The organism is Paenibacillus wuxiensis, assembly GCF_040195695.1.
In the GTDB taxonomy this organism is placed as follows: domain Bacteria; phylum Bacillota; class Bacilli; order Paenibacillales; family Paenibacillaceae; genus Paenibacillus_B; species Paenibacillus_B suaedae.
This window is the reverse complement of sequence record NZ_JBEFZI010000004.1, coordinates 204792-230778: the sequence shown is the minus strand read 5'-3', so window position 1 is coordinate 230778 and position 25987 is coordinate 204792. Positions and strand designations below refer to the sequence as shown.

The 25987-nt window shown below is 47.3% G+C and carries 23 protein-coding genes and 1 riboswitch; of the genes, 9 read left to right on the top strand and 14 right to left on the bottom strand.

Features of this window, described 5'->3' with window-relative positions; translation table 11 throughout:
* Positions 1-25: 25 nt before the first annotated feature.
* Positions 26-1939 carry a threonine--tRNA ligase gene (gene thrS, locus ABN764_RS10050; protein WP_446671787.1) on the bottom strand — a complete coding sequence of 638 codons (1914 nt, stop codon included), beginning with the start codon at positions 1937-1939 and terminating at the stop codon, positions 26-28.
* A 585-nt stretch (positions 1940-2524) separates the two neighbouring features.
* Here thrS and ABN764_RS10045 point away from each other — a divergent pair.
* The gene (locus tag ABN764_RS10045) at positions 2525-3046 is read left to right on the top strand and encodes a TetR/AcrR family transcriptional regulator (protein ID WP_021254806.1); all 522 of its coding nucleotides are present in this window, start codon (positions 2525-2527) and stop codon (positions 3044-3046) included.
* A 107-nt stretch (positions 3047-3153) separates the two neighbouring features.
* Positions 3154-4326 carry a YhgE/Pip domain-containing protein gene (locus ABN764_RS10040; RefSeq protein ID WP_446671786.1) on the top strand — a complete coding sequence of 391 codons (1173 nt, stop codon included), beginning with the start codon at positions 3154-3156 and terminating at the stop codon, positions 4324-4326.
* A gap of 112 nt (positions 4327-4438) precedes the next feature.
* Here the strand turns inward: ABN764_RS10040 and ABN764_RS10035 are convergent, their stop codons facing one another.
* From ABN764_RS10035 to ABN764_RS10010, 6 genes are all read right to left on the bottom strand, one after another.
* Positions 4439-5536 (bottom strand): iron-containing alcohol dehydrogenase family protein, encoded by a 1098-nt coding sequence (locus ABN764_RS10035; RefSeq protein ID WP_446671785.1) that lies wholly within the window; start codon positions 5534-5536, stop codon positions 4439-4441.
* Between the two features lie 5 nt (positions 5537-5541).
* The gene (locus ABN764_RS10030; RefSeq protein WP_446671784.1) at positions 5542-6387 is read right to left on the bottom strand and encodes a MetQ/NlpA family ABC transporter substrate-binding protein; all 846 of its coding nucleotides are present in this window, start codon (positions 6385-6387) and stop codon (positions 5542-5544) included.
* Positions 6388-6554: 167 nt separating this feature from the next.
* Positions 6555-7220, bottom strand: a complete 666-nt coding sequence (locus ABN764_RS10025; protein WP_028532156.1) for a methionine ABC transporter permease — start codon at positions 7218-7220, stop codon at positions 6555-6557.
* Entirely contained in the window at positions 7210-8223 is a 1014-nt protein-coding gene (locus ABN764_RS10020) for a methionine ABC transporter ATP-binding protein (RefSeq protein WP_446671783.1), read from the bottom strand. Before ABN764_RS10020 ends, ABN764_RS10025 begins: the two co-directional genes overlap by 11 nt.
* 95 nt (positions 8224-8318) lie before the next feature.
* Positions 8319-8426: riboswitch (SAM riboswitch) on the bottom strand.
* A gap of 132 nt (positions 8427-8558) precedes the next feature.
* Positions 8559-9041 carry a DUF6773 family protein gene (locus ABN764_RS10015; protein ID WP_446671782.1) on the bottom strand — a complete coding sequence of 161 codons (483 nt, stop codon included), beginning with the start codon at positions 9039-9041 and terminating at the stop codon, positions 8559-8561.
* Positions 9042-9045: 4 nt separating this feature from the next.
* Complete coding sequence (locus tag ABN764_RS10010; RefSeq protein ID WP_072727527.1) at positions 9046-9237, bottom strand: helix-turn-helix transcriptional regulator; 192 nt, start codon at positions 9235-9237, stop codon at positions 9046-9048.
* A gap of 289 nt (positions 9238-9526) precedes the next feature.
* Here ABN764_RS10010 and gnd point away from each other — a divergent pair, with 289 nt between their 5' ends.
* The 4 genes from gnd to gntK all read left to right on the top strand — a co-directional run bounded on the left by gnd (position 9527) and on the right by gntK (position 14315).
* A complete protein-coding gene (gene gnd, locus ABN764_RS10005; RefSeq protein ID WP_268625711.1) occupies positions 9527-10426 on the top strand; it encodes a phosphogluconate dehydrogenase (NAD(+)-dependent, decarboxylating) in 900 nt (299 codons plus the stop codon).
* Between the two features lie 140 nt (positions 10427-10566).
* Entirely contained in the window at positions 10567-11244 is a 678-nt protein-coding gene (locus ABN764_RS10000; RefSeq protein WP_028532157.1) for a GntR family transcriptional regulator, read from the top strand.
* 127 nt (positions 11245-11371) lie between these two features.
* On the top strand, positions 11372-12733 hold the full coding sequence (locus ABN764_RS09995) for a GntP family permease (protein ID WP_446671781.1): 1362 nt from the start codon (positions 11372-11374) through the stop codon (positions 12731-12733).
* Between the two features lie 34 nt (positions 12734-12767).
* Positions 12768-14315, top strand: coding sequence for a gluconokinase (gene gntK, locus ABN764_RS09990; protein WP_446671780.1), 1548 nt, complete (start codon positions 12768-12770; stop codon positions 14313-14315).
* 95 nt (positions 14316-14410) lie between these two features.
* Here the strand turns inward: gntK and fabF are convergent, their stop codons facing one another.
* Positions 14411-15646 carry a beta-ketoacyl-ACP synthase II gene (gene fabF, locus ABN764_RS09985; protein WP_446671779.1) on the bottom strand — a complete coding sequence of 412 codons (1236 nt, stop codon included), beginning with the start codon at positions 15644-15646 and terminating at the stop codon, positions 14411-14413.
* A 335-nt stretch (positions 15647-15981) separates the two neighbouring features.
* On the opposite strand from fabF, the gene ABN764_RS09980 reads away from it, so the two are divergent.
* The 3 genes from ABN764_RS09980 to ABN764_RS09970 all read left to right on the top strand — a co-directional run bounded on the left by ABN764_RS09980 (position 15982) and on the right by ABN764_RS09970 (position 18405).
* Positions 15982-16590 carry a class I SAM-dependent methyltransferase gene (locus tag ABN764_RS09980; protein WP_446671778.1) on the top strand — a complete coding sequence of 203 codons (609 nt, stop codon included), beginning with the start codon at positions 15982-15984 and terminating at the stop codon, positions 16588-16590.
* 183 nt (positions 16591-16773) lie between these two features.
* Entirely contained in the window at positions 16774-17634 is an 861-nt protein-coding gene (locus ABN764_RS09975) for a helix-turn-helix transcriptional regulator (RefSeq protein ID WP_446671777.1), read from the top strand.
* Positions 17635-17979: 345 nt separating this feature from the next.
* Entirely contained in the window at positions 17980-18405 is a 426-nt protein-coding gene (locus ABN764_RS09970) for a hypothetical protein (RefSeq protein WP_446671776.1), read from the top strand.
* A gap of 277 nt (positions 18406-18682) precedes the next feature.
* Here ABN764_RS09970 and ABN764_RS09965 read toward each other — a convergent pair whose 3' ends face one another.
* The 6 genes from ABN764_RS09965 to ABN764_RS09940 all read right to left on the bottom strand — a co-directional run bounded on the left by ABN764_RS09965 (position 18683) and on the right by ABN764_RS09940 (position 25766).
* Positions 18683-19576 carry a DUF2268 domain-containing putative Zn-dependent protease gene (locus ABN764_RS09965; protein ID WP_446671775.1) on the bottom strand — a complete coding sequence of 298 codons (894 nt, stop codon included), beginning with the start codon at positions 19574-19576 and terminating at the stop codon, positions 18683-18685.
* Between the two features lie 123 nt (positions 19577-19699).
* A complete protein-coding gene (locus ABN764_RS09960) occupies positions 19700-20839 on the bottom strand; it encodes a Ger(x)C family spore germination protein (RefSeq protein ID WP_446671774.1) in 1140 nt (379 codons plus the stop codon).
* On the bottom strand, positions 20836-21945 hold the full coding sequence (locus ABN764_RS09955) for a GerAB/ArcD/ProY family transporter (protein ID WP_268625718.1): 1110 nt from the start codon (positions 21943-21945) through the stop codon (positions 20836-20838). The genes ABN764_RS09960 and ABN764_RS09955 overlap by 4 nt, the downstream gene beginning before the upstream one ends.
* 19 nt (positions 21946-21964) lie before the next feature.
* Positions 21965-23419, bottom strand: coding sequence for a spore germination protein (locus ABN764_RS09950; protein ID WP_174810488.1), 1455 nt, complete (start codon positions 23417-23419; stop codon positions 21965-21967).
* Between the two features lie 170 nt (positions 23420-23589).
* A complete protein-coding gene (locus tag ABN764_RS09945) occupies positions 23590-25239 on the bottom strand; it encodes a methyl-accepting chemotaxis protein (RefSeq protein ID WP_446671773.1) in 1650 nt (549 codons plus the stop codon).
* 167 nt (positions 25240-25406) lie between these two features.
* On the bottom strand, positions 25407-25766 hold the full coding sequence (locus ABN764_RS09940) for a hypothetical protein (protein ID WP_021254824.1): 360 nt from the start codon (positions 25764-25766) through the stop codon (positions 25407-25409).
* Positions 25767-25987: the final 221 nt, after the last annotated feature.

The following is a 25987-nucleotide window of genomic DNA, read 5'->3' as shown; positions in this document are numbered from 1 at the left end:
AAATGCGAAATCATGAGATTGTATTCTACACCTTGGCTGTTATTTCCTTTTCAATCAGTTCAGCAAGTTGTTGAATTGGCTGCGTTCCCAGATCGCCCTCGCCCCGCTTGCGGACGGACACGCTTCCGCTCGCCTGCTCCTGCTCTCCTACAATAAGCATGTAAGGAACTTTGCTCTGCTGCGCTTCGCGTATTTTGAAGCCTAGACGCTCATTGCGCGCATCCACTTGTACCCGAATGCCCGCCTGTTCCAGCGATTCCTTCACTTCATACGCGTAGTCGACGAAGAGATCCGATACAGGCAGTACCGCCACCTGAACGGGCGCAAGCCATGTCGGGAATGCTCCTGCATAGTGCTCTGTCAATATGCCAATGAACCGATCAATCGAACCGTACACCGCACGGTGAATAACAACAGGCCGATGCTTCAGGCTATCCTCTCCGATATAGGACAGGTCGAATTTCTCCGGCATCTGGAAGTCCAGCTGAATCGTGCCGCATTGCCAGCTCCGCTTGAGTGCATCCAAGATGTGAAAGTCGATCTTCGGCCCATAGAAGGCCCCGTCCCCTTCATTAACACGATATTCGACGCCGCGGTTATCCAACACGTTCTGCAATGCCTGCTCCGCCTCATTCCACAGTTCCTCTGAGCCCATCGAATCCTCCGGCCGAGTAGATAACTCGATCTTATACTCGAAGCCGAACACGTTATAAATGTGATCGATTAAGGCCATAACCTTGCCGATCTCCTCTTCGATCTGATCCGGACGGACGAACAGATGAGCATCATCCTGACAGAACGTACGAACCCGAAGCATACCGTTCAAGGCGCCAGACATTTCATGCCGATGTACTTGACCGAACTCGCCAAGTCGAATTGGAAGCTCTCGATAGGAGTGCTGCCCATTTTTGTAAATGAGCATATGCCCCGGGCAGTTCATCGGCTTCAGTGCAAACGTCGTATCATCTACTTTCGTGAAATACATATTGTCCTTGTAGTGATCCCAGTGACCCGACTGCTCCCACAATCGGTTGTTCATCATAAGCGGTGTGCGCACTTCGTCATAGCCGCGTCTTCGTTGAAGTCCGCGCGCGAAATCCTCAAGCTCTGTGCGAATCGTCATCCCGTTCGGCAAGTAGAAAGGCATACCAGGCGCTTCCTCGGAGAACATGAACAGTCCAAGCTCTGTTCCAAGCTTGCGATGATCGCGCTTCTTCGCTTCTTCAAGCATATGCAAATATTCTTCCAGCTGATCCTTCTTCACAAAGGCAGTTCCGTATACGCGCTGCAACATTTTGTTATTCGAATCCCCACGCCAATACGCGCCGGATACCTTCATCAGCTTGAAGGCCTTAATGCGGCCTGTGGACGGAACATGTGGGCCTCGGCATAAATCCACGAATTCACCCTGCTTGTAAATGCTGATAACTGCGTCCTTCGGCAGGTCATGAATCAACTCCAGCTTCAACGGCTCATCCCGCTCGGTAAATAAGCGAATAGCCTCTTCCCGGCTGACAACCTCGCGCGTAATCGGCAGATTTTCTTGGATGACACGCGACATCTCTTGTTCAATCGCTGTCAGATCCTCTGTCGACAATGGCTTCGCGATATCAATGTCGTAATAGAATCCATCTTCAATGACTGGGCCGATTCCTAGCTTGACTGCATCGGCTCCATATATGCGTTGAATGGCTTGCGCCATTACATGTGCTGTACTGTGGCGAATGATGGAGAGACCATCCTTGCTGTCTGCTGTGACAATCTCGACGAGGCTGTCATGCTCGATCGCAGTGTCGACATCCACGAGCGTACCGTCCATTTTCCCGGCAAGTGCTTGCTTCTTCAAGCTTGTGCTAATCGATGCTGCAACTTCTTCGATGGTCGTGCCTTGCAAATACCTCCTGTTCGATTCGTCTGGAAATGTTACCTTGATCTCCATGCTTCAGCCTCCCTTTCCTCATAGTCGCAAGTGAATGGTGAACGCCTGAGAGAACGCAAAAAAACGCATCTCTCCCGAAAGGGACGAGTGCGTTCTATCTCGTGGTTCCACCCTAATTCAATCCTGCATTGCGTGTTGGAACGGGATAAGCCGCCATTCGCTGCAATTGCAAGATCCTTCATTGGACATCCGGTAACGAGGATGGGTCGGTGATGCTTACTGCTGAGAAGCGGATTGCAATGGTACAAGTACCATTTACAAATGATCACCCTCAGGTTCAACATCACGGCTGCAAAGGGGTAATTCCACAACCGTAACTGAAGAAGCTTGCACCAATCGCTTCTCTCTCTGGACAGCTCGTGCTGGAAATCATGTCTTTGGTCATCGCCTGATTGATATGGGAATTATCTTACTCCTTCCAACGAAAAAGTCAAGCAATAAAATCCAAAAATAAAGATGCGAGCCCTTCTTGAGGATGTTAGATTTATGTATACTATGGCCATTTCCCCACTTGACAAAAGGAAGCACACACATTAATTTATTGATTAATAAATAACAAAAATTCTGACAAGGTGTTGAACCAACATGTCACCAAAAGACCCATCTTTATCTCGTAAGGATCAAATCATTGATGCTGCTGTCGCCTCCTTTGCGGAGCATGGCTTTTACAAGACGACAACCGCCAAAATAGCCAAATCGGCTGGTGTAACGCAGCCATATGTGTTTCATTTTTTTAAATCCAAAGAGGAATTGTTCATCGCAGTTCTCGACCGCGCCACAGAGAAGATTGAAGAGGCCTTCTCCAGCGTGGATGCTCCTCCCGAACAGTTTGTAGAGACAATGGGACGCGCCTTCGGGAAGCTCATTGAGACCCATCGCGATGAGATGCTCGTGACGATGCAGGCATTTACAACTTCAGAGCCAGCAATTCGCGATTCGGTGCGCGACCATTTCACTGCGATACACCAGACGGTCATACGGCGCTTTGAACAAGCCGGGATTCCGAATGCCAAATTCGCAGCCAGCATGTTCATCGGCTCAGGTCTAATTATTACGATGTCAGAAGTGCTTGAAGCGCCTAATTTATCTCCGTGGCCATCTAAATAAAACATAGTGAAACCATTATTCATCTGCTGCCTTTTTGAGGTCGCACTTTTTTTGGCATCGTATTTATTGATTAATAAATAAATATTAAAAATGAGGTGTGTTGATTCATGAACAAAATGTCTGTAAAATCCACTTTTCTTCACCTGTTACAGTCGCCGTCGGTCATTATTGGCCTTATTACCGCGCTTACTTTTCAAGTGCTATTCAGCCTAATCTGGCTGACCGGGTACGATCATTTGACAGACAATGTGAATCGGTTAGCCATTGCCATAGTGAATGAGGATCAAGTAGTTGGCAAGCAAGCGGTGCAATCGATTATGGGGAAGCTGCCATTTCACATGAAAGAGGAAGCGAGTCTTGATCAGGCGATGACACAGCTTGAAGAACGCAAGGTGCAACTGGTTGTGCATATTCCAGGCAATTTCTCTAAGCAGCTAACGGATCCGACACAGAAAGCTGTCATCACGTACGCTGTGAACGAATCCAATCCAAGCATGGTCAAAAGTGTAATGCAATCTGTCTCCAGCCAAATTACGACTTCACTCAATGAACATGCGGTTCGTACGGGCATGACTCAAGTACTGGAGCAGGTACATGTTCCACAGTCGCAAGCAAGCAGCCTATCCGAATCCATGTCTGCACGCGTTGTAGCCGAAATGAATAACGTCCATCCAATCTCGAACTTCTCGTGGACGATGGTTCCCATGATGCTGCTGCTGGCTTCCTTCGTTGGCTGCATGCAGTTCACCATGGAAATGAATAAGGCTGCCAAAGCTATTAAACAAAAATGTGGCCAATGGACACTCCTGACAACTCGCTCCCTGCTCAATATTGTGGCCTCCTTGATCATTACAACGGTCGGCACGGGAATGGTGGCGCTGATGGGTGTTCATTCCGATCAAGGCTTCGGCATAATGTGGCTATTCCAACTCGCTTACGTCATCACGTTTCTATTTGTCGCTCAGCTGTCCTTTTACATCTTCAGCGATGCTGGTGCATGGGTCAATATTGCACTGCTGTCGATCCAGTTGATCACCTCGGGAGCTCTGCTGCCGCGCGAGCTGCTGCCATCTTTCTATCAGAAAATCAGTGAATTCTCCCCTGGTACCTATGCCGTAACTGGCATTATGAACCTAGTGAACGGGGGTCCAGCCATATCGGATTCAATCCATGCGCTCTTGCTTATCTTGACTGCGGTCATCCTACTGACGACTATGATTGTTGGAGGGGTGCAGTTATTGCAGCGTAAGCTGAAAGAACCTGCTCAATTGGCTTCGTAAGCAAACTTATTCGTGCAGCGAGGATGCTACGAGATACTGCGATATACGTATTTCAAAACAAAAAAGCGCCATCCGCCGCATATTAGCGAACAGATGGCGCTTTATTCCTTCCTCACGATACAATTTGCTCCAGCTTCACGATTGCCTCATATACCTCGTCCGAGGTTACGCCTTCTGGCTTCATCAGCTGTATGGATTCCTGTGGGAGAGTCGCTTGCCGCGCAATGCTCTCCAACGTTGGACGGTCTTCCACAGATAATCCAAGGTCACCTAATCGATAAGGTAAGCCCAAATCTTCATAGAACGGCAGCAAATTCTTCACTTCCGCAACATTATCCTCCAGCACCAATTGAACGAGGATGCCGTACGCGACCTTGTCGCCGTGCAGCAAATGATGTGTCGCTGGCGCAGCAGTGAGACCATTATGAACCGAGTGTGCTCCAGCTATTCGACCAAGATGATCGCCGAAGCCGCCAACAAGGCCGCCTGTCATAATGATCGTCTCCGCTACCTCTACGAACGCATCGGATAGCTGCTTCTGCTCTGCGTCGTGAATGCTCTGCCGTCCATGCTCCAGAAGTGCAGTCTGGCATAGACGAGCTGTAAGATGCGCAACCTGCACAGCGGCTGAACGATGCTTCAAATCACGAATGAGTACATCCGCCTCATACCATTTCGCTAATGTATCGGCAATCCCTGCGCGCAGATAATCAACAGGTGCATGCAAGGCAATGCGTGGTTCAAGCAGCACCATAAGTGTGCTTTTCGGAAAAACGGCATAGTGAGTGAATTGCCCTTCTTCGTTATAGAATACGCTGAGCGGCGTCCATGCTGCACAATTCGAGGCGAGCGTCGGCACGAGAATCGTATCCAGCCCCGATGTATTGCCTGCTGCCTTGACCAAGTCCATTACCTTGCCGCCGCCGAGTCCAAGAATGGCATCCGCTCTTTCGGACTGTGCATAGCATGCAATCCGATGCGCTTCCTGCAAGGTGCATTCTCCTTGATAGCGAAGATATATCAGCGTTATGTTCGTCTCCTTCGGCCAATAGGGCTGCGCCGCCTCCAAGGAGCGATCACCATGCACGACAATCACTCGCTTGTATTGATACGGTGCCAATAATGTATCTAGCTTGTCCAAAATGCCCGCTTCACAATGATAGACTGCCGGCGTACCTCTAACGACGATAGCTTTCTCTTCCTTCGTCATCGATGTCACTTCCTTTTCAGCATCCACTCTGGTTTGCCGAAGCCTTTGAACTGTTCATCTATTGTTTTCTCGAATTCGGCGGATTCAACCGCTTCCTTCAAGTCCTTCGCGAATTGCTTGTCCAAATCAGCTGTATTCACAACGACACGATTGCGGTAATCATCTGGCATATTTTCGAGCTTCAGAGCATCGAGCAGGTTCATTTTCGCAGCAAGCGCGAAGTTCCCCGGAACAAGAGACAGGTCAGCGCTGTCTACTGCGCGCGGAAGCTGAGCAGCCTCGATTGGCTGTAGAACAAGATGCTTCGGATTGTCCTTCACGTCCTTCTCCGATACACGCAGTGGATCGATGTCCTTGTTCACGGTAATGAGTCCAGCATCTTGCAGCAAGCCCAATGTACGCGCCAGGTTCGTCGGATCGTTCGCAATCGCTATTGTACTTCCGTCAGCAACTTCATCCAAAGATTTGAACTTGGACGAGTAGATGCCCATTGGTGCCGTCGGTACCGAAATAAGCTCGGACAATTCAATTTTATTTTCTTTTGCAAAGTTCTCCATGTAGATTTTGTGCTGGAACAGGTTCGCATTCAAATCTCCATTCGACAATGCCAGGTTCGGCTGCACATAATCTCCGAATTCAACCAACTCAATGGAATAGCCTTTCTTCTCCAATATCGGCTTAATCGCCTTCGTTATCATATCACTGTAAGGGCCTGCTGTTGCGCCGATCTTGATTGCTTTGCTTTCTTTCTGCTTTGTGTCTCCTGAACCCGTTGATGCGTCTTTGCTGCCGCATCCAGCGAGCAAGCCAATTGCTAGAATAAGAGATAGGACGAGAGCTGTTTTTTTCATAAATGATGACCTCCGTATGGATAATATTTTTGTATCATTTCGGTGCATTAAGACTGGTTTTCAGCACCAAGTAGGTTGCAGGAACTCGAACCATGCTTTCGAAGTAAGTGCAAGATTCGATGCCGCGTTGCTTCCCAGGTATGACTTTTTGAACAAAAGCGAATGCATTATCGCTTGTCTACTTTCTTTGCAATAAAGTCTCCTCCGTACTGAATGATCTGCACCAAGCAGATTAGAATGATTACCGTGGTAAACATTACAGTGTTGTCGTAGCGATAGTAACCGAACCGAATCGCCAAATCGCCGATTCCACCTCCACCGACTGTACCAGCCATTGCCGAATAAGCGACAAGGCTGATTGCTGTAATGTTCACGCCTTGAATGATGCCTGGCTTCGCTTCAGGGAGAAGTACATCCCTGATGATCATCCACGGTGTTGCACCAATGGAGATTGCCGCTTCGATGACACCTTTGTCAATCTCGCGCAGCGCCGTCTCTACCAAGCGGGCGAAGAACGGAATTGCCGCAATCGAGAGCGATACAGAAGCAGCCGTCGGTCCTATCGTTGAGCCAACAATGAGCTTCGTCAGCGGCAGCAGTGTCACCAGCAAGATGATGAACGGAATTGAGCGAATCATGTTGACGATGAAGCCTAGCACATTTTTCGTAAACGCATTTTCGAGGAATAGCCCCTTATCGGTTACAAATAATAGAATTCCAATGGGAAGACCCAGAATTATAGCAGCAAACAGCGAAATTCCAACCATATAGAGCGTCTGGACAAATGCCTTGCCCAAGTCCGGCAGCAGTTGGATGATCGAATCACTCAACATGATGGATGACCTCCAATCGATAGGTTCGTTCTTTGATGTAGTCGAGTGCTTCCCGCAGCTCTGATACTTCTCCATTCAGTTCCAAGATCAGAATGCCTAGCGGGTTGTCATGGATGTATTCAATTTTGCCATGCAAAATATTTGCTCTAACCTTGAAGTTCGTCATTACATCAGTAATGATTGCTTCCTCCGCTTGCGGCGCCACGAAGTGAATCTTCACGATCGTTCCCTTGCAATGCTGAATCAATCGTTCTGGAAGATTGAATTGGAACAGACTGCTGATGAACGAGCGGGTCATCGGATGCTGTGGATCAGAGAAAATGTTATATACCGGCCCCTCTTCTACCACATTGCCGTTCTGCATCACCGCCATCCGGTCACAGACGTCCTTCACCACTTCCATTTCGTGCGTAATCAATACAATCGTCAGGTTAAGCTCGCGATTGATTTTCTTCAGCAGCTCCAAGATTGACTGAGTCGTCTCAGGATCCAGCGCAGACGTTGCTTCATCACACAGCAGCACATGCGGTTCATTGGCCAGCGCTCTGGCGATACCTACTCTCTGCTTCTGCCCGCCGCTGAGCTGAGCAGGATATACATCTCGCTTGTCCGCCAAGCCGACCATGTCAAGCAATTCAAGGACACGCGGTTCAATCTCTGCCTTCGACTTGTTGTTGGCCTTCAGAGCAAATGCAATATTCTCAAATACCGTCTTGGAGCGGATAAGATGAAAGTGCTGAAAGATCATGCCGATCTTCAGTCTTGCTTGTCGCAAGCTCTCTCCTTGCAGCTTCGTCAAATCAACGCCATCGACGAGGATACTCCCAGATGTAGGTTCCTCCAGCAAGTTGATGCAGCGCAGCAACGAGCTTTTCCCAGCACCACTTCGTCCAATAATCCCGTAAATTTCTCCCCTATTGATTCGAAGAGAGACGTTATTTACGCCGATGACGGTCGATGTCTTGCTTCGATACTCCTTAACCAAACTCCGAATTTCAATCATTTCACACACCCCGCCATTCTGTTGCTATCACCTAGATGAAAACTAAAAAGCCTCTTTCCCTAAGAGAGAAAGAGGCTGAATTGGCAGTATCGCCACACTTATCTCTCAGAATGGAATCATTCCGTAGGATTTAGCACCGTTTACTCACAGGTAAGGTTGCCGGACGTCATAGGGCCTAGTCCCTCAGTCACTCTTGATAAGGTAGTATGAAGTTGTCATTTGTTGTTGAAGATAATACATCTGAAAATATGAGTTGTCAACAATATTTTCATTTCATTTTCAAAAAAGGTAATGAATCATGATCCATCATATTGCCTTACCTCACATTACAGCCTTTACTTCGTATCATCGAATATTTCCTTATTTTTCGCATACGACCTTCTCAAACTAAAGTAGTTGCCCGCGGCGAGAATAATCAAGAACAATACAGAAGGGCCAATGACGTCCATCCAAGGCTTGTCCGGTCTAAATAACAACTTCTGTCCAATCGTTACAATGAAAAAGATGCCGAATGCACTGAGTGAGATCATCAACACTTCTCGCCGCTTTTTGCGATACCCTCTATCTGTTGTTACATCCCGGTACTCCAATCCAGTGAATATATAGCGGAGCATAAAATAGATTGCATAGAAAAAGACAATTCCTAAACTCATCAGCACATTCTCTGAATAATCCCCCATGAGGATGCCACGAATCCCATTCAGAAGCAGCAAGCCGATAATCAGATAGAGCGCTTCAATTTTGAACTTATTTTTCTTCTGAATCACATACTCATCATTGCTCTGGTTGCTGGATGTAAACCATTTGTTGATTTCCATGCTGTTACCCCTCCCAGAAAAGTTCATCTAAAGTCTTGCCTAACGCCTTCGCAATCGCAATGCACAGCTGGAGAGATGGATTGAATTCCCCCTTCTCAATCAGACCAATCGTCTGCCGGCTCGCGTTGACTGCGTTCGCTAATTCCTGCTGTGTCATGTCTTTCTCCACACGCGCCATCTTTAACTTCTGATTCATGCTCGACCCTCGTCCTTCATCAATCTCGCCAATACAATGTAATATATATATGTCATTATGTAATGTATATTTTACAATTTAATTAATTTCTGTGCAACCTATTCGCAGATACATAATTCCCACCTCATGGAACCATTCTAAATGAGACTGCACTTGCTACGAACAATGATATAGCGCTTACAATTTCCACTTTACAGATAGGCCAGAAGACAGTAAGATAAGATCACACTAAGTTGTATACAAGTATACTTGTTGTACTTTACAGCATGATCACAGGAGTGAATACAGCATGAAATTAGGCATGATTGGCCTTGGAAAAATGGGTTTCAACCTCGTAGATAACATATTGCAGCACAAGCATCAGGTAGTCGCTTTTGATGTAAATGCTGAACAACGTCAAAAAGCAGCTGACCTAGGAGCAATTCCTGCAGATACGATCAAAGATCTCGTATCCAAGCTGGATTCGCCTAAAATCATCTGGATGATGGTTCCGGCTGGAGAAATCGTGGATCAAGTGGTAGACACACTGCTTCCTCTTCTCTCTTCAGGAGACATTGTCATTGACGGAGGAAATTCACATTATAAACAATCCATCGCTAGAGGCGAGAAAGTGCATGCACTGGGTGCCCATTACTTCGATATCGGAACATCCGGCGGAGTATCTGGCGCAGCTGAAGGCGGCTGCTTCATGATTGGCGGCAACCAAGAAGTATTCGCTACACTTGAGCCACTGTTCAAGGACATTGCGGTAGATCAAGGATATTTGTATGCAGGCAAGAGCGGAAGTGGACATTTCCTGAAAATGGTTCACAACGGTATTGAATATGGAATGATGCAGGCTATCGCGGAAGGCTTCGAAGTATTGGACAAGAGCAACTTCGATTTCGATTACGAACAAGTTGCACGCGTATGGTCTAACGGATCGGTAATCCGCAGCTGGTTGATGGATCTGACGCAGAATGCTTTCTCCAAAGATCCGAAGCTGGACAGCATTCGCGGCGTTATGCAAAGCTCTGGCGAAGGCAAATGGACAGTGGAAACTGCACTGGAGCTGCAAGCAAGCGCACCCGTTATCGCGATGTCCCTCTTCATGAGATATCGTTCGCTTGAGTCCGATTCCTTCCACGGTAAGGTAGTTGCTGCACTGCGCAATGAGTTCGGCGGACATCAAGTGGTAACGAAGGAATAGTCATTTCCTATTTCGATAGCGAAGATAGAATCACCACAAGCCCGATGGTCGCGCCATGCAGCACTGTGGTACAATCAGAACCAAATCTGTAAAGTGAGATATGGGTTCAGGAAACCAATCATGAGGAGAGTTCACGCATGATACACTATCCGAAACAGTGGCTGCAGGGCGCATCCCTTGGGGAATCCATCGCCTGTGAGCTGCGATTGCAAATTATTAACGGCTCCATCAAGCCGGGCGAAATTATATCGGAGAATCGAGTGGCTGCCGACTTCGGCACCAGCCGCTCTCCCGTTCGCGAAGCATTGAAAACGCTCTCTAACGAAGGGCTTATCCGCTTGGAGCGCATGGGTGCTGTTGTCTTAGGGCTCAGTCTTATCGATGTCGAAGAGCTGTACGATGTTCGCTATCTCATTGAGAGCTTTGTCCAGCAGCGGCTCGCCATCGTGAACACTGATGGTCTGATTCTGACGCTACTGCAGATTATCGATAAGATGGAACTCGCGGTTAAGTACAATGATGCCGTTGAATTCGCATATCAGGATTTATCGTTCCATGAAGCGATCATTGCTGCAGCGGAGCATAAACGGATCATGCATCTATGGACGAGCATTCGACTGATCGTGAAGACCGTCATGCTGATGACAACGGAAGAAATATTCTCTGAGGGAGAAGCGAAGCTGTTCACTGTAATTGAGAAGCACCGTACGATCGTAAGAGGACTCCAGTCGAAGGATACTCATACGATCCAGCAGGTTGTCTCAGCCTACTTCGCCGACTCGAACCGTACCTTGCATGTTAGCTTGCCGCATTCGTAACGGCAAGCTGCAAGGATACAAAGTTTTTTAATCCAAGTTGTCGACAAGTATTCAAGTTTGTTTTGGAAACGCTATATTTGGAATCCTTCATAACAATCGGCATTTTTCAAAAGGAGGCTCGTACATCATGAGCACACTATTCGGAATGAGTCACAATGTGACATTACTATTTTGGACACTTCTTACCATCGTATTTCTCATTGTGTTCATTGCCAAGCTGAAATGGAATCCTTTCGTGACGTTGCTTATATCAGCATTAATGCTCGGTCTGTTAACAGGCATGAAACCGCAAGATGTTGTGCAATCGATTACACAAGGCCTTGGCGGCACACTTGGCACGATAGCCATCGTCATTGCGCTCGGTACCATGCTGGGCAAGATGATGGCTGAATCCGGCGGTGCAGAGCAAATCGCCACTACTCTTATTGATAAATTCGGAGAATCACGCGTTCACTGGGCAATGCTCCTTGTTGGTTTTATTGTAGGTATCCCAGTATTTTTTGAAGTTGGTGTAATACTATTAATTCCAATTGTGTTCACTGTAGCACGCAAAACAAACAAATCATTGCTGCAGATCGGCATTCCAATCTTGGCGGGGCTATCTACCGTACATGGACTCGTACCACCGCATCCGGCACCGATGATTGCCATCGACGCTTATCAAGCGGATCTCGGTCGTACGATTCTCTACTCTCTGCTCGTCGGAATACCAACAGCAATTATCGCAGGGCCGCTATTCGGCAAGTTCATTGGTAAACGCATTCAATTACAGCCGCCAGCGAAGCTCGCTGAGCAATTCGCGCAGAAGAGTGATCGGCCGCTCCCAAGCTTCGGCATTACGCTGTTCACCATTTTGCTGCCTGTCATTCTTATGCTGATTGGATCCGTCGCAGACATCGTCGATCCTGAAGGCATTAGCAGCTTAGCCGTACTGTGCAAATTCATCGGCCATGAAATTATCGCGCTTCTGATTGCAGTCGTCTTCTCCTTCTTCTCGCTCGGTTATGCGCGCGGCTTCAAGAAGGAACAGATATCCCGCTTCACCAGCGAATGTCTCGCCCCTACCGCAACGATCATTCTTATCATTGGCGGCGGCGGTGCGTTCAAGCAAGTGCTCATTAACAGTGGTGTTGGCGGTGCGATCGCAGAGCTTGCCACACAAGCGAACATTAACGTCATACTATTCGCCTGGTTCGTCGCAGCATTGATTCGTGTCGCAACTGGTTCTGCAACCGTTGCCATGACGACTGCTGCTGGTATTGTTGCTCCAGTACTGGCGATGACTCCAGGTGTTCCTGTAGAATTGGTTGTACTGGCAACTGGCGCAGGCTCGATCGTTCTGTCCCACGTCAATGATGCAGGGTTCTGGATGGTGAAGGAATTTTTCAACATGTCCGTCCCAGAGACACTTAAGTCATGGACAGTGATGGAGACGATTCTATCTGTCGTCGGATTAGCATTGATTCTGCTGTTGAGCACAGTAGTGTAACATATATGGCAATGAAAGAAAGAAGGTTATCCCTATGAATCATCCCAACTACATGATCGGAATCGATATGGGAACGACAAGCACGAAGGCAGTCGTATTCGAAGAGAATGGCAAAGTCGTATCTACCGGCAGCCAAGGCTATCCACTGCATACACCGAACGCAACGATAGCCGAGCAGGATCCAGAACGGATATTCCAAGCCGTTGTCTCTTCTGTCAAGCAAGCGATGAGCGCTGCGCAAGCCCAGCCTGAGGATGTACTGTTCCTGTCCTTCAGTTCGGCGATGCATAGCCTCATCGCCGTCGATGCAGAAGGCCATCCGCTCACCCCTTGCATCACGTGGGCAGACAATCGGAGCAGCAAGTATGCAGCCCAGCTCAAGAAGGATCCGAAGGGACATGCCTTATATTTGCGGACAGGCACTCCCATCCATCCGATGTCCCCGCTTACGAAGTTGATGTGGATGCGGCATGAAGCTCCGGAATTGTTAAATAAGGCGGCTAAATTCATTTCCATTAAGGAATACGTACTCTTCAAGCTGTTCCATACGTATGTTGTCGATTACTCGATTGCGTCTGCTACCGGGATGATGAATTTGCAGCAGCTCGCTTGGGATGAAGAAGCACTTGAACTTGCGGGCATATCGACTGACAAGCTATCCGAGCTCGTTCCTACTACGCATCAGCTGACAGGAATGGATGAAGTCTACGCGCGGGAGATGGGACTCTCCCCTGCTACCCCAACGGTTGTGGGAGCCAGTGATGGTGTGCTCTCCAATCTTGGTGTAAATGCGATCGAGCCTGGTGTTGTTGCAGCAACGATTGGAACGAGCGGCGCGATCCGTACCGTTGTGGATCAACCGCTTACCGATCCGAAGGGCAGAATCTTCTGCTATGCCCTGACAGACAAGCACTGGGTCATCGGCGGACCTGTGAACAATGGCGGCATGCTGTTCCGCTGGGTACGCGATGAACTGGCTGCTTCCGAGGTTGAAGCAGCGAAGCGGCTTGGCATTGATGCCTATGATCTGCTTACTCGCATTGCCGAGCAGGTTCAGCCGGGGGCAGACGGGCTGCTCTTCCATCCTTATCTAACTGGCGAACGTGCTCCACTATGGAATGCGGATGCGCGCGGCTCCTTCTTCGGCCTCACGATGCATCACAAGAAGGAACATATGATTCGTGCCGTACTGGAAGGCGTCATCTTCAATATATACACCGTGTTGCTTGCAATGGAAGAGCAGATGGGACGCCCTAGCAAGATTCACGCCACTGGCGGATTCGCTCGTTCACCGCTCTGGCGGCAGATGATGGCCGACATCTTCGATCAAGAAGTTGTCGTCCCTGAGAGCTATGAGAGCTCCTGCCTTGGTGCTGTCGTGCTTGGTCTATACTCAACTGGAAGAGCCGATTCACTCCGTATCGTATCTGATATGGTAGGCGCTACGCACAAGCATGAACCTAATCCGGAGCATGCAGCGATTTATCATGAGCTGCTTCCGATCTATATCTCGATATTCCGCAAGCTGGATGAAGAATACGAAGCGATTGCCCGCTTCCAACGTAAGCGTCTTGAATCCTAAGCCCTGCTGATAAACGCCAAGCCCCTGAATTTGCGGATTTGCCGCAAGTCAGGGGCTATTTTGTACCGAACCGATTATCCGGTTATGCGTCTCAATCACTCATACTTCTTCAACACGATCACGGCATTATGACCGCCAAAGCCGAAAGAATTAGATAGTCCCACCTTCACATTGGCCTTGCGTGCTTCATTCGGCACATAATCCAGATCACAGTGCGGGTCAGGGTTCTCAAGGTTAATCGTCGGCGGAATCATTCCCTCCTGTAAGCTCTTCACGAGCGAAATGGCCTCTACTCCCCCAGCAGCACCCAGCATGTGACCCGTAATGGACTTATTTGCTGTTATCGGAATCCGATAAGCATGCTCGCCGAACATTCTTTTAATCGCCGTTGTCTCTGCCAGATCGCCAACCTCCGTACTCGTTGCATGCGCGTTAATGACATCTACATCCTCGGCAGACACAGATGCATCCTGCAGAGCCGTTCTCATCGCAAGATAGGCACCTCGCCCTTCAGGATGGGTCGCAACAATATGGTAAGCATCCGAGCTTATCCCATATCCAATAACCTCCGCATAGATTCGTGCCTTTCTACGGATGGCGTGCGACAATGATTCCAGAATGAGTATGCCCGCGCCCTCAGACATGACAAATCCATCCCGCTCCGTATCGAAGGGCCGACTGGCCTTCGTCGGATCATCATTCCTTGTTGATAATGCCGTTGCATTACCGAAGCTGGCTAGCGATAAGTCGGTAATAGCAGCTTCCGTTCCCCCTGCAAATACAATGTCTGCTCCTCCCGAGCGAATGAGTCGGAACGCCTCGCCAATCGCAGTATTCCCGATCGCACAAGCAGAGACATGGGACATCGTAGGGCCCAGCGCTCCCCATTTGATGCTGATCTGTGCAGACGCTGCATTAGCCATCATGGCTGGCACCAAGGTCGGACTGACTCTCCCAGGACCTCTGCTTCGCAAAATATCAACATTTTCAATCAAGGATTCAATTCCGCCAATGCCTGACCCCACGTAGACACCTAAGCGCTCAGGGTCAATCTGATCCAGCACCAGCCCAGAATCCGCCCATGCCTGCTCTGCGGCAGCAAGTGCAAATTGAGTAAAGCGATCCAGCCGTCTTGCCTCTTTGCGTCCAAGAAGTCCATCTGCATCGAACTCGCGCACAAGACCGGCAATTTTCGTTTTATGACCGCTCACGTCAAATGTATCAATAGAGGATATTCCTGATTGTCCAGCAACTAAGTTCTTCCAAAATGTCTCTACATCATTTCCTATCGGGGAGATAACTCCCATTCCTGTAATCACTACGGGTTCCAACTCTAATTCCTCCTCACAGATCTGATCGCACAAGCCTCTATAACGACACTGTCTTCATTGTGAAATATGAATCTACCTAGCTAATTGGATCATCCATGAGTCGCCTCATGCTTATTCATTGGTTTACGATATTGTCACACAGGATTTATCCTATTACAAGTTGTTGATTATACTAGTATAATTACTACCTGACTCCAGCAGTAAACAATAAATATCAGCCATATCGAGGACTCCTCTGTTGCTCTCTTGCATCATTCGTTGACATAATTAGGAATCCTTATCTATAATAAAGGAAACAAATGTTCGTAATATACTAGCAAAAAGGAGCAGATTTCATGTCCAACTTCAAAGCTGCACTAGCCCAATCGTATGATCAGGATGCCCAGAGAAGATCCAGCAGGTCCTTGTCTTCTTGGAAAATAGACGAAAGAAAGAAATTTCGTGAGTTGTTAAGCAGTGAGGGGAAAACTACTATACTCGAAATCGGCGCGGGAACAGGGATCGACGGCTTTTATTTTCAACAGAGCGGAGTGCAGACAACCTGCATCGATCTATCCAGTGAATCGGTGAAGAAGTGCATCGAAAGAGGCTTGAATGCGAAAGTAATGGATTTTTATCAGTTGGACTTTGCCGATCATAGCTTTCAAGCTGTCTATGCGCTAAATTGCTTGCTGCACGCGCCGAAGAAGGATCTGGATCAGGTCTTGCAAGAAATGCATCGAGTGCTCGCTCCGAATGGACTGCTTTTTATTGGATTATATGGTGGATACGACTCAGAAGGAGTATGGGAGGCCGATTGGTGCAAACCACAGCGATTCTTCTCCTTTCATACGGACAATGCCATTCAGAAGACCTTATCCTGTTGGTTTCAGATCGTAGATTTCCACACTGTCCCATTGGATGATGACAACTTGCACTTCCAATCGATTACGCTGCGGAAATGATATACTAGATAAGTCAATGGATCCATGCTTCGGCATGCAAGTTGGGAATCACAAACAACAATGTAACCTTTCACGATTATTCCTGATCCGTTGTTAATCCACTGCTGATCTGGTTATTCACTCTACATAGTCGATATAAACAAAACTAAATGAACAACTGGCTTGCAGTTAGGAGGTATAGCCATGTCCAGCCAAACGAGATTAGAAGCCCTGTCCACCTTCCTAAAGTCCAAGCGCTCAAGCATTCAACCGCAGTCCGTAGGGCTGCCTGCTGGTACTAGACGTCGAACACCTGGCCTGCGTCGTGAAGAGGTAGCGCAATTGGCAGGAGTCAGTACGACTTGGTATACCTGGCTGGAGCAAGGGCGCGACATCACCGTGTCTCCATCTGTTCTGGACGCGGTAGCTGCCGCTCTGCAACTGAATCAGGATGAGCGGAAATATGTATACGATCTTGCACTTGAGAAGCATATTAGCCCACCACAGCAGGAAATGAGTATTGCGAAAATTCCTCCATCGCTCGGGAAAATATTGAATGAGCTAACGCATTGCCCAACCATCATTACGGATAGGCACTTCCACATTGTTGGCTGGAATGCCGCTGCGGCATATGTATTTCTCGATTTCGATCAGGTTCCCTTAGAGCAGCGGAACTTGATTCGGCTCGTTTTTGTCAGAAAAGAGCTGCGCTCATTAGCCGTCAATTGGGAACACTTCGTCAGAGGCTTCCTCGCGATGTTCCGCGCCTACTATGGTCAGTACGTGGGAGATGAATGGTATACAGATTTCGTAGTCGAAATGTCAGAGCTTCATCCCGAATTCCATGCACTATGGGAAGCAAGCCAAGTCAGCATTGCCCCCGACGTTACGATCGAATTCCGTCACGCGAAGGCAGGCAAGATGCTGTTCAACCTTACCTCGCTTCTCTTGCAGGGGAACATGGACTTGCGGTGCAGTGTATTCACCCCAATTGAACACTCCTCTACCGAGGAGAAGCTAGTCCGTTTTATGAGAAGAGATGAACTACTGAATGAAACTGAATGAATAGCCCTGCCGTAACTAAATTCCAGCAACGAAAGCAACAATAAACCGAATAAATATCGAACGAAAGACCCCAAGCAGATTTCTGCCGCTGCTCAGGGTCTTGCCTCATCCGAATATCGGAACTTTATTTTTCAGGTAGAGATCTGGCAGTAGTTATTATACATAACGTATAAGGGACAGCAATGAATGCTGTCTTTTTTTGCGTAGAACTAGTCATTTTACCACTAGAAACAGTAATGATACTCCCCTGTTTATTTGATTTATTTATAGCTACAATAAACTCAACTTCAATAGTTCACTTCAAACTTATTGACTCAAATAACATTGAATTAGGAGGAACAGTTAATGAAAAAGTCATTAATTCTTATGACTGCGGCTGCTACGCTCTTGATGGCTATCCCAGCATATGCACAACCATCTATTTCAAATGTGGCTCAAGCTAAAAGCTCTGTTAACGCAGTAAATTACACGTGGGGTTTTGAAGTCAGAGTACGTAAAACACAGTCTTCTGACTCATTCTATCCAACTGGTGACAGATTAACTTTAAAGGCGAAGCAATCCAGTGACGGAAACACAAAAATTGAATATACGCTTTATGAAGAAACAAATCGTAATACTGATACTGAAATAGCCAGTAAGACAGTGCGGGGAGACCATGATGAGAAACTTGTGTTTGATGATGTTCCAGTAAATAAAAATAAAAAACACTATGTAGTGGCTCACAACTTAGGTGATGAAACAACAAAAGGAGTAGCATACATCTCCCGCTAAAATTTAATTCTATTGAAGCCCGTTATCCCCTTTTGTGGGAAGTGGGCTTTTTATTTGTTCATTATGCAATAAGGGGTGTTCAATGTAATGACACAGCCAATTAAGAGTAGCGAGTGTAAAATAAAAGCATTTGTTCACGAACCGCGTGTAGTGCAGTAGTTGTACAGAGAAAATAAAGTACTATATTTTCTCTCTATAAAACTTTATTTTTCAGTCGAGTACTTTATTTTCTTTTAACATTAAGAGCCTTACAATCAATCGATAATCCTACAAAATCCTACACCATGCCGCTCCCCTGTATGATGGTTTCCGCCGGCAGCAGGGTCGCTTCATAAATAGATACATCGTTCCTCTTCAAGAAGGACTGTACAACATGATAGCCAACCGCATACCCGGCCCCCGCAGGCAATCCAACTGCCGGATAACCATCACGCGCAGCAGCTTCATCGCCGAACATATAGCTGCTCACCTCAGCGAATCCCTTCGTATCCAATGCTCCTCGGATTACCTCGAAGCAATGATCCAGCTCCTTGCCCTGTATATTCGCCACCCATGGACCAAGCAGCTCCTCTCCATACATCTCAGTTGCAAAAGAATCTGCCAAGCCCTCAATGATAATATAGTCGCCTAGCGTAACATTTCCATGGTTCCAATCGAAATAGGAGAAGCGAACGTTATGGTGGAACTCATGAGCGATCAGCGCCGGCAGTCGCGGAATATTGTAGCTGTTCGGATCCAGGATAATGAGGATATATCCTGGAATACCGCCAAATCCGGTGTAACCCTGATAACTGCTTAACTTGTCAGGATCAGCAAGATACGCGCCAAATATCAATTCCTCTGCCTTGACTGCCAGCCCTGCTGAGTCTATTCGGTGGATACATCCCAACAAAGTCTCCTTCGCGAGTTCCAGAATGCGAATATCCTGCAGACGCTTCCCCGCCTTCTCGATTCCTTCCTGATGCTGAAGCGGAAGGAAGCCCATCATTTGAGTGGCCATTACCACATCATAGCCGTTCGGCTGCTGCGCTGTTATAGGTACATGAATGGTCTCCCACATCGATCGAAACGGCTTCATCATTGTATGCCTGAAATAGCCATTTCTCTGCTCATTTGGCATAGTCAACAATGCTTCATACTGACGTAACGTGTCTTCCATGTGAATGTTCATTAGGTTCACCTGCATCTCTTCATGGTATGTTCCTCTCCGACAAGTCGGAATACCATTAGGCTACACGATCACGTTACGTGAGAGTCAATCATTCAGCGCAATGTAACTCACAAAAAATTCCGATTACTCAATCGTACCTGTTCGGACAATGTTCACCTCGACCTGAGATTGAATGCTTGCCTCAGGGAACATCTTCTTCCACTTGTCAGCTGTCAGTTTGGAGTGCCTTACCGAGCTGCGGTAGACCTCGCCGAAGCCAATCGGATCCGAGCCAAGGCGCTGAAGCTTTTTAATAAGTGCTTCGGTTTCCTTCGTCAATGCTTCTCCTATTTTTTGTTGAAGCAGTTTGCTTGCCTGGGGTTTGCTAAAATCATATTCATCTGTAATTTCATGCAGCTCCACATTGATGCGTAAATTGGCTTGAAATTTCAGGGGAGAAGCTGAGAGGAGACGAATATGTTTTTTACTGCCCAGGTTCGCGAAGACCACTCGTACATGCCCGTCCTCCTTCCGATTCTCATGCAAATAAGGACGCAGCTCATCACGATCAATTTTGATCTCTTTCAATGACGCTAACTTTCCAAGCAGCAGCTTGAGCAAATAGCCTTCTCCAGGCCCGATCGTTCCGACTACTCGATCATTCTGAAGCAGGGCCAGTCCAAAAACCTCAACTCCGTTGGGCAGCTTGCGCAGCATTGGGAGTACCGGATCTTGTCCAGCACTGTAGAAGGCGCTCCGATAATCGTGAACCGTGCAGGAAGGAACCCAATCATCTTGAATATGCTGCTGCAGCATTTCATACAAGTAGGTTCCAATATTCGGAATCTGCTCATAACTGCCGGCCAGCAATTCATGAGACGGCCCTTCACTGACTGCGAGAAAAATCATATCACCGAAAAACGGATCCCTCGTCAAATTCTCAACAATATACGTAATCCCTTGCTTGGCCAGCTTATCATCAAAGACAACGACACGAACCTGACCGTTCACAAGTGTGTGGGCCAATTGCTGGTTGTTGTTAATTCGAGCTCCCTTGGTACTGCTTGCAATACCTGAGACGATCTTCGTCTTCTTCTTCGCTCCTGGCTCCGGATTGGTCAGAACTGAAGTGACATTAAACTTCTCTTCCGACAGAACGTCAAACCCGATCGCTACACTTATTCCCAACTTCTCCAGCACACTAGACTGTACACAGCCTACAAGAAGTGCCAGCACGGATAACACACCAACTACCCTGAACATCGGTTTGAGCAACGATCTCAATGCGCATCACTCCCCTTTTGACGTTTGCGCCACTTGTATACATACGTCAGAGCGAACAAGAGGAGCGGATAACAATAAGAGACAATCACAGAGTATATCCCGATAAAATCATTGAGTTGATTCACTTGTCCCCGATTATGGAGGGTGCTGGATGCCACGATCACAATAACAGCCAGGCCATACAGTGTCAGCTTCTCATTCCATCCAAACAGCTGCACAGTGCCCCTCAGCACGTTCCAAGCCAGCTGCATGATACCAGGAAGCACAACTAGCATCCAGAAGGGAATTGCAATGAACTCGATCCGCTCCAAAAAGGGGTACTTAATAATTTTCAATAAATTAATGGAGCCCCAAATCGTACGAAGCATCTGATTTTCACTGAAATAGATGATCGACACGATCATAATGAACAAGTACAGGATATTGGTGAAGAGCACGCTCGCTTGTGCATAGCGCATCACCTTATTTTTGTCCTGTACATGGCGATAGAGCATAAATATTACTTCAAACCCCGTAATCGTAAACCCCATCTTTATTGCCCCTACCCAAATATGTTGTGCAGTCGTATCATAAATCGGCAGTAAACGGCTCCATTCCACATAGCGGATCGGATAATTGAAGAAAAGGGAGGTCGCGATAATCAGGAAAAAGCTGATAAAACTCGTTTGTAAAATGACTCGAATTCCGCCCAAGCTGCCATACACCATAAGCACAAGCAATATAAGTGAAAGGAGCCATGTCGGAAAATCGGGGAAAATCCAAGATTGGATCGCTTCAATATACGTTCTGACAATGGTCGTCATATTCGTCAAGAAATAGAGCATCATGCAGATGCTCAATACACCGCCAATCCATTTGCCGAACAGCACGTGTTGAATGCCGTACAAATCAAGCGACTTATGCATTTCCAAGGTCTTGACCATAATCCAGACGATCAAATGGGTAGCTATTCCTGCAAGCAGGACCGACATCCATGCATCATGCCCCGCCTCCTTATAGATGTACCGCTGAAATCCGAAAATTCCTACACCGACCTGCACGTTGCATACGAGGAACAGCAGCATGTAGGCTTTGAATTGATATTTGTGTGATGTTCCGCTATTCATCTTTTTCACCTACAAATGACTAATCATCAATCTTTCCGGTCCATAGCGAACGAAGAGAAATGGATCGGACGTATTTACGAACCTTGTGCCCTGTTGCAGTCAAGCCCTTCGGTTCTGGAAGCAGCACCTCATCATAAGCCAAGTCAGATTCCTTAATCGGGTGAACTGGTGAAAAATACGGCCTGCCTAAGCTCGTCTGACGAATGAGGTGCATCGTTACCAAGGAGGTTACAAACACAATACCGATGCTGCCCCACATGCCCGCAAAGATCACCATCGGATATCGGACGAGGCGCAAGCTGCTGCTCATTAAATAGTCTGGTGTTGCGAAAGAACCAAGCGCCGCAAGTGCCACTAGCATGATGAGAATATTGCTCGTAAATCCAGCTTGAACCGCTGCCTGCCCAATGACAATACCGCCTACAATGCCCATTGTCTGTCCAACCTTCGTCGGCAGCCTCGCCCCTGCTTCCCGAAGCAGTTCCATGGTCACTTCCAGAATTATCGTCTCAAATAAAGGCGGAAAAGGGACTTTGGAGCGTGACTCAATTAAGGATACGAGCAAAGAGGAAGGAATAATTTCATAATGGAAAGTAAGGGCGGCCACATAGGCAGGAGTCAAGAATACAGAAAGAATTAACGCAACCATTCGCAGTGCGCGAATAAATGTCCCGATCCCCCATCCTAAATAGCGATCTTCCATGGATAAGAAAAAGTCAATGAATTCGCTTGGTCCTACGATCACAAGCGGACTCCCATCCAATAGAATAATGATCTTGCCTTCTATCAGCGAATGGCTAGCCAAATCAATCCGTTCGGTTAGCATCAATTGCGGGAAGACACTCAAATCATTATCCTGAATCATGTGCATGAGCTCTGAGCTGCCTGTCACATCATTGAATCGAAGCTGCTTAATTCGTTGACGTACCAGCTCAACCCGATCTGGATTCGCCCTATCTGCCATAAACATGAGATGGATCGTCGTATTGCGTTTGTTCCCCATCTTATATTCTTCACTGCATAGCTCCGTATCTGGAATAGAGGTTCTAAGCAAGGTCGTGTTCATGCCAATTGACTCAGTAAAAGCAACCATTGGGCCTAATATGGTCGTCTCATTCTCTGGCGAGGTAAGAGACCGCTTAGGCAAGTCCGCCACATTTGCCGCAATGCCTGCCTGAGGGGTCGCAATATAGACCCATCCCTTCACAATCAACGGTGCGCATTCCGGGATAGCCGCAATATCCATTATTTCTCCGATAGGAAGCGAACTGCGAAGATCCTCGATCGTCGGTGTCTGCCCCAACTGCAGCAACGGAGATAGAATAGAGGTGTGAAGCTGCTTCGTATCGACATGCTGGGGCATATAGCATATGGCAACTGACGGCGAAATGCTTCTTACCACAAGATGGACGCGATGATGAAACAATGCCGATATTTGTTCTTGCAGGGAAGCTGCGAAATCAAAGTCCGCCATAAGACAATTCCCTCCTGTAATCACTTTGAAGATGACGAACATGCTGGATGATCAGACAAATTATTCCCTGCTGCACGCAAATTCATGCGTGATCGCCATGACATAAAAAAACCGATACCTAAGTCAGGTATCGGTTCAAGTACGGTATAATCTAGTTGTCAAAATAAATATTAAAATTTAAATTTCGTCAATGAATCCTGCAATCCCATTGCCATGCGCTTAAATTCCTCGGCTGAGCTTGCCAGCTCTTCCATAACCGCATTCTGCTCTTCAGTAGCAGCGGCAATCGATTGCACACTTGATGCGGATTCCTCCGAAATGGCCACAACTCCCTGAACACGCTCAAGCATGTCTTGAGAGCTAATATTGACCTCCTGGACGATCGCCTCGACCATGTTGGCTAGATTGGATATTTCCTGCATCATCGCCACAATGGCATGGAAGACGTCACCCGTATCATTAACACTTTGAATGCCGGATTGGACGAAATGATGGCTCTTCTCCATTGTCTCGACTGCATTTCCCGTCTCGGATTGAACTTCAGCAATAATCTGCTGAATTTCGAGAGCGGCCTGATTCGATTGATCAGCCAGCTTGCGAACTTCATTCGCCACAACCGCGAAGCCCCTGCCATGTTCCCCTGCCCGAGCAGCTTCAATTGCGGCATTCAGTGCAAGCAGGTTTGTTTGCCCCGCAATATCCGTGATAATCGCTAGAATTTCGCCGACTTTATCGGATTTTTGCTGCAGGCTGCTCATCATGCCAGCACTTGCTTCCACATTATCAGACAGCTGTCTCATATGGGTGATCGTTTTATTGACGATTTCATTGCCATGCACAACCTTATCATTGGCCTTCGTGAATTCGCCTGTAATCGTCTTCACCGTTTGATCCACTTCGCCAATTGCCATCGTCACATCCTCGATCATTTGACCGACCTCAGCAAGCTTCTTGGCCTGCTCGTCCACGCCCATTGATATATCCTGCAGCGAGATTGTAATCTGTTCCGATGATTTACTTGTTTCCTGCGAGCTGATTGCAAAGTCATTCGAAGTTGTATTAATGTTCTCGCTCGTATCGACAACTTGATCGACCAATTCCTTCAGATTGCTATGCATGCTCGAAAAGCTGCGGGCTACATTTCCCCAAATATCCTTGCGCTGCTCAGCTATTCCAACACGATGGGTAAAGTCCCCAGACCCTATATGCTCAACGGTACGTGAAACCTTGTGGATTGGTTTGACAAACAGACGATTCACAAGCATCCAAGTCACACTCGTGATAATGAGCAAGGATCCAATGGTCACCGCCCACATCAGCCAATTGTAAGAATCAAGACTGCTGTCAAAATCATCAAATCGCGAGATTACTACTGCAGAATAATCTCCAGACTTCGCTGCATATGCGTATCCACCTAGTCCAATGTCCAACTTCATTTCATTCTGCTCGCCAGTGTAAAGTGCATGCAGACTATCTTCGATCTCACTGGACAGCTCCTTACCAAATCGGGCTATCACCTTGCCATCCTTCACAAGCAATGAAGTGCTGTTATCCTTGTATGCAACCATATTCAATACAGCCTTTGGATCGTCCTTGCCGTGCTGCACTACGAATTTCCCAATTTGCCGAACTGCCGTCTGTGTGTCTTCGATCATCATGTCAGTAACGACACTTCGAATAAAGCTGGCATTCACCATGCTGGTCGTTATAATGACAAGCAGAGTAATAAGACTGATAGGCAATAATATCCGCGCTAACAGTGATTGAAAACAGTGATTCCATAACGCCCGTATCCGTTCGTTGATAGATTGAGATTTCATTCCTGTCACACCTTTTATGTAATAGGGTATCTTCCGATACCACGCGTTGTCCTTCATTGCACTTGCTCAAGCTTGCTCGTCACCAAAAAAAGACCTGCCCGTCCGGGAACGGGCAGGTCATATCATTCAGTATCCTTCAATAAGACGAAAAGATAAGAACTATAAGACTACAAGCTGTCCAAGTAGCGATCTGCTTCTTCGTAGCTTTGAGCTACGCCGTATGCACCGCCGAGATCTTTAACCAAGCGAGACAATTGCAGCTTCGTCAGAGCGGAGCTTACGATCATAGAAGATCCCTTTGTTTTTTTGTTTGCCATGTAGTCGCGCAATCCTGCCAAATAATCGTTCACATCAGCTGGTGCTGGTTGTGCTTTCGCCATATCGATGCAGAATGTGTAGCCTTCCTTCGCTTTATCAACTTCACGACGAACAGCTTGATCGTATTCTTTGGCCTCTTCAATTGTCATCATACCTTCAAGCTTAACATACACACGGTTTTTAGATGCTTCGTATTTCGTTTCGAACATGGAAAATCTCCTCCTAGATGTAATAAATTCATAAGTATGGTGTTACTGATTGTCTACTGCACATACTGAATATTACCCAATATGTCGTTTCATGCCAATGCTTTTTGGTCTTTTTGCTGATTGACGTATGCCTATCAAGTTATGATAGGGCGCTCTTCGAGCTGCATATAAACCGCAATCAACCTCTCTTCTGCCATTCTCGATGCCATCCCCCCTGCACA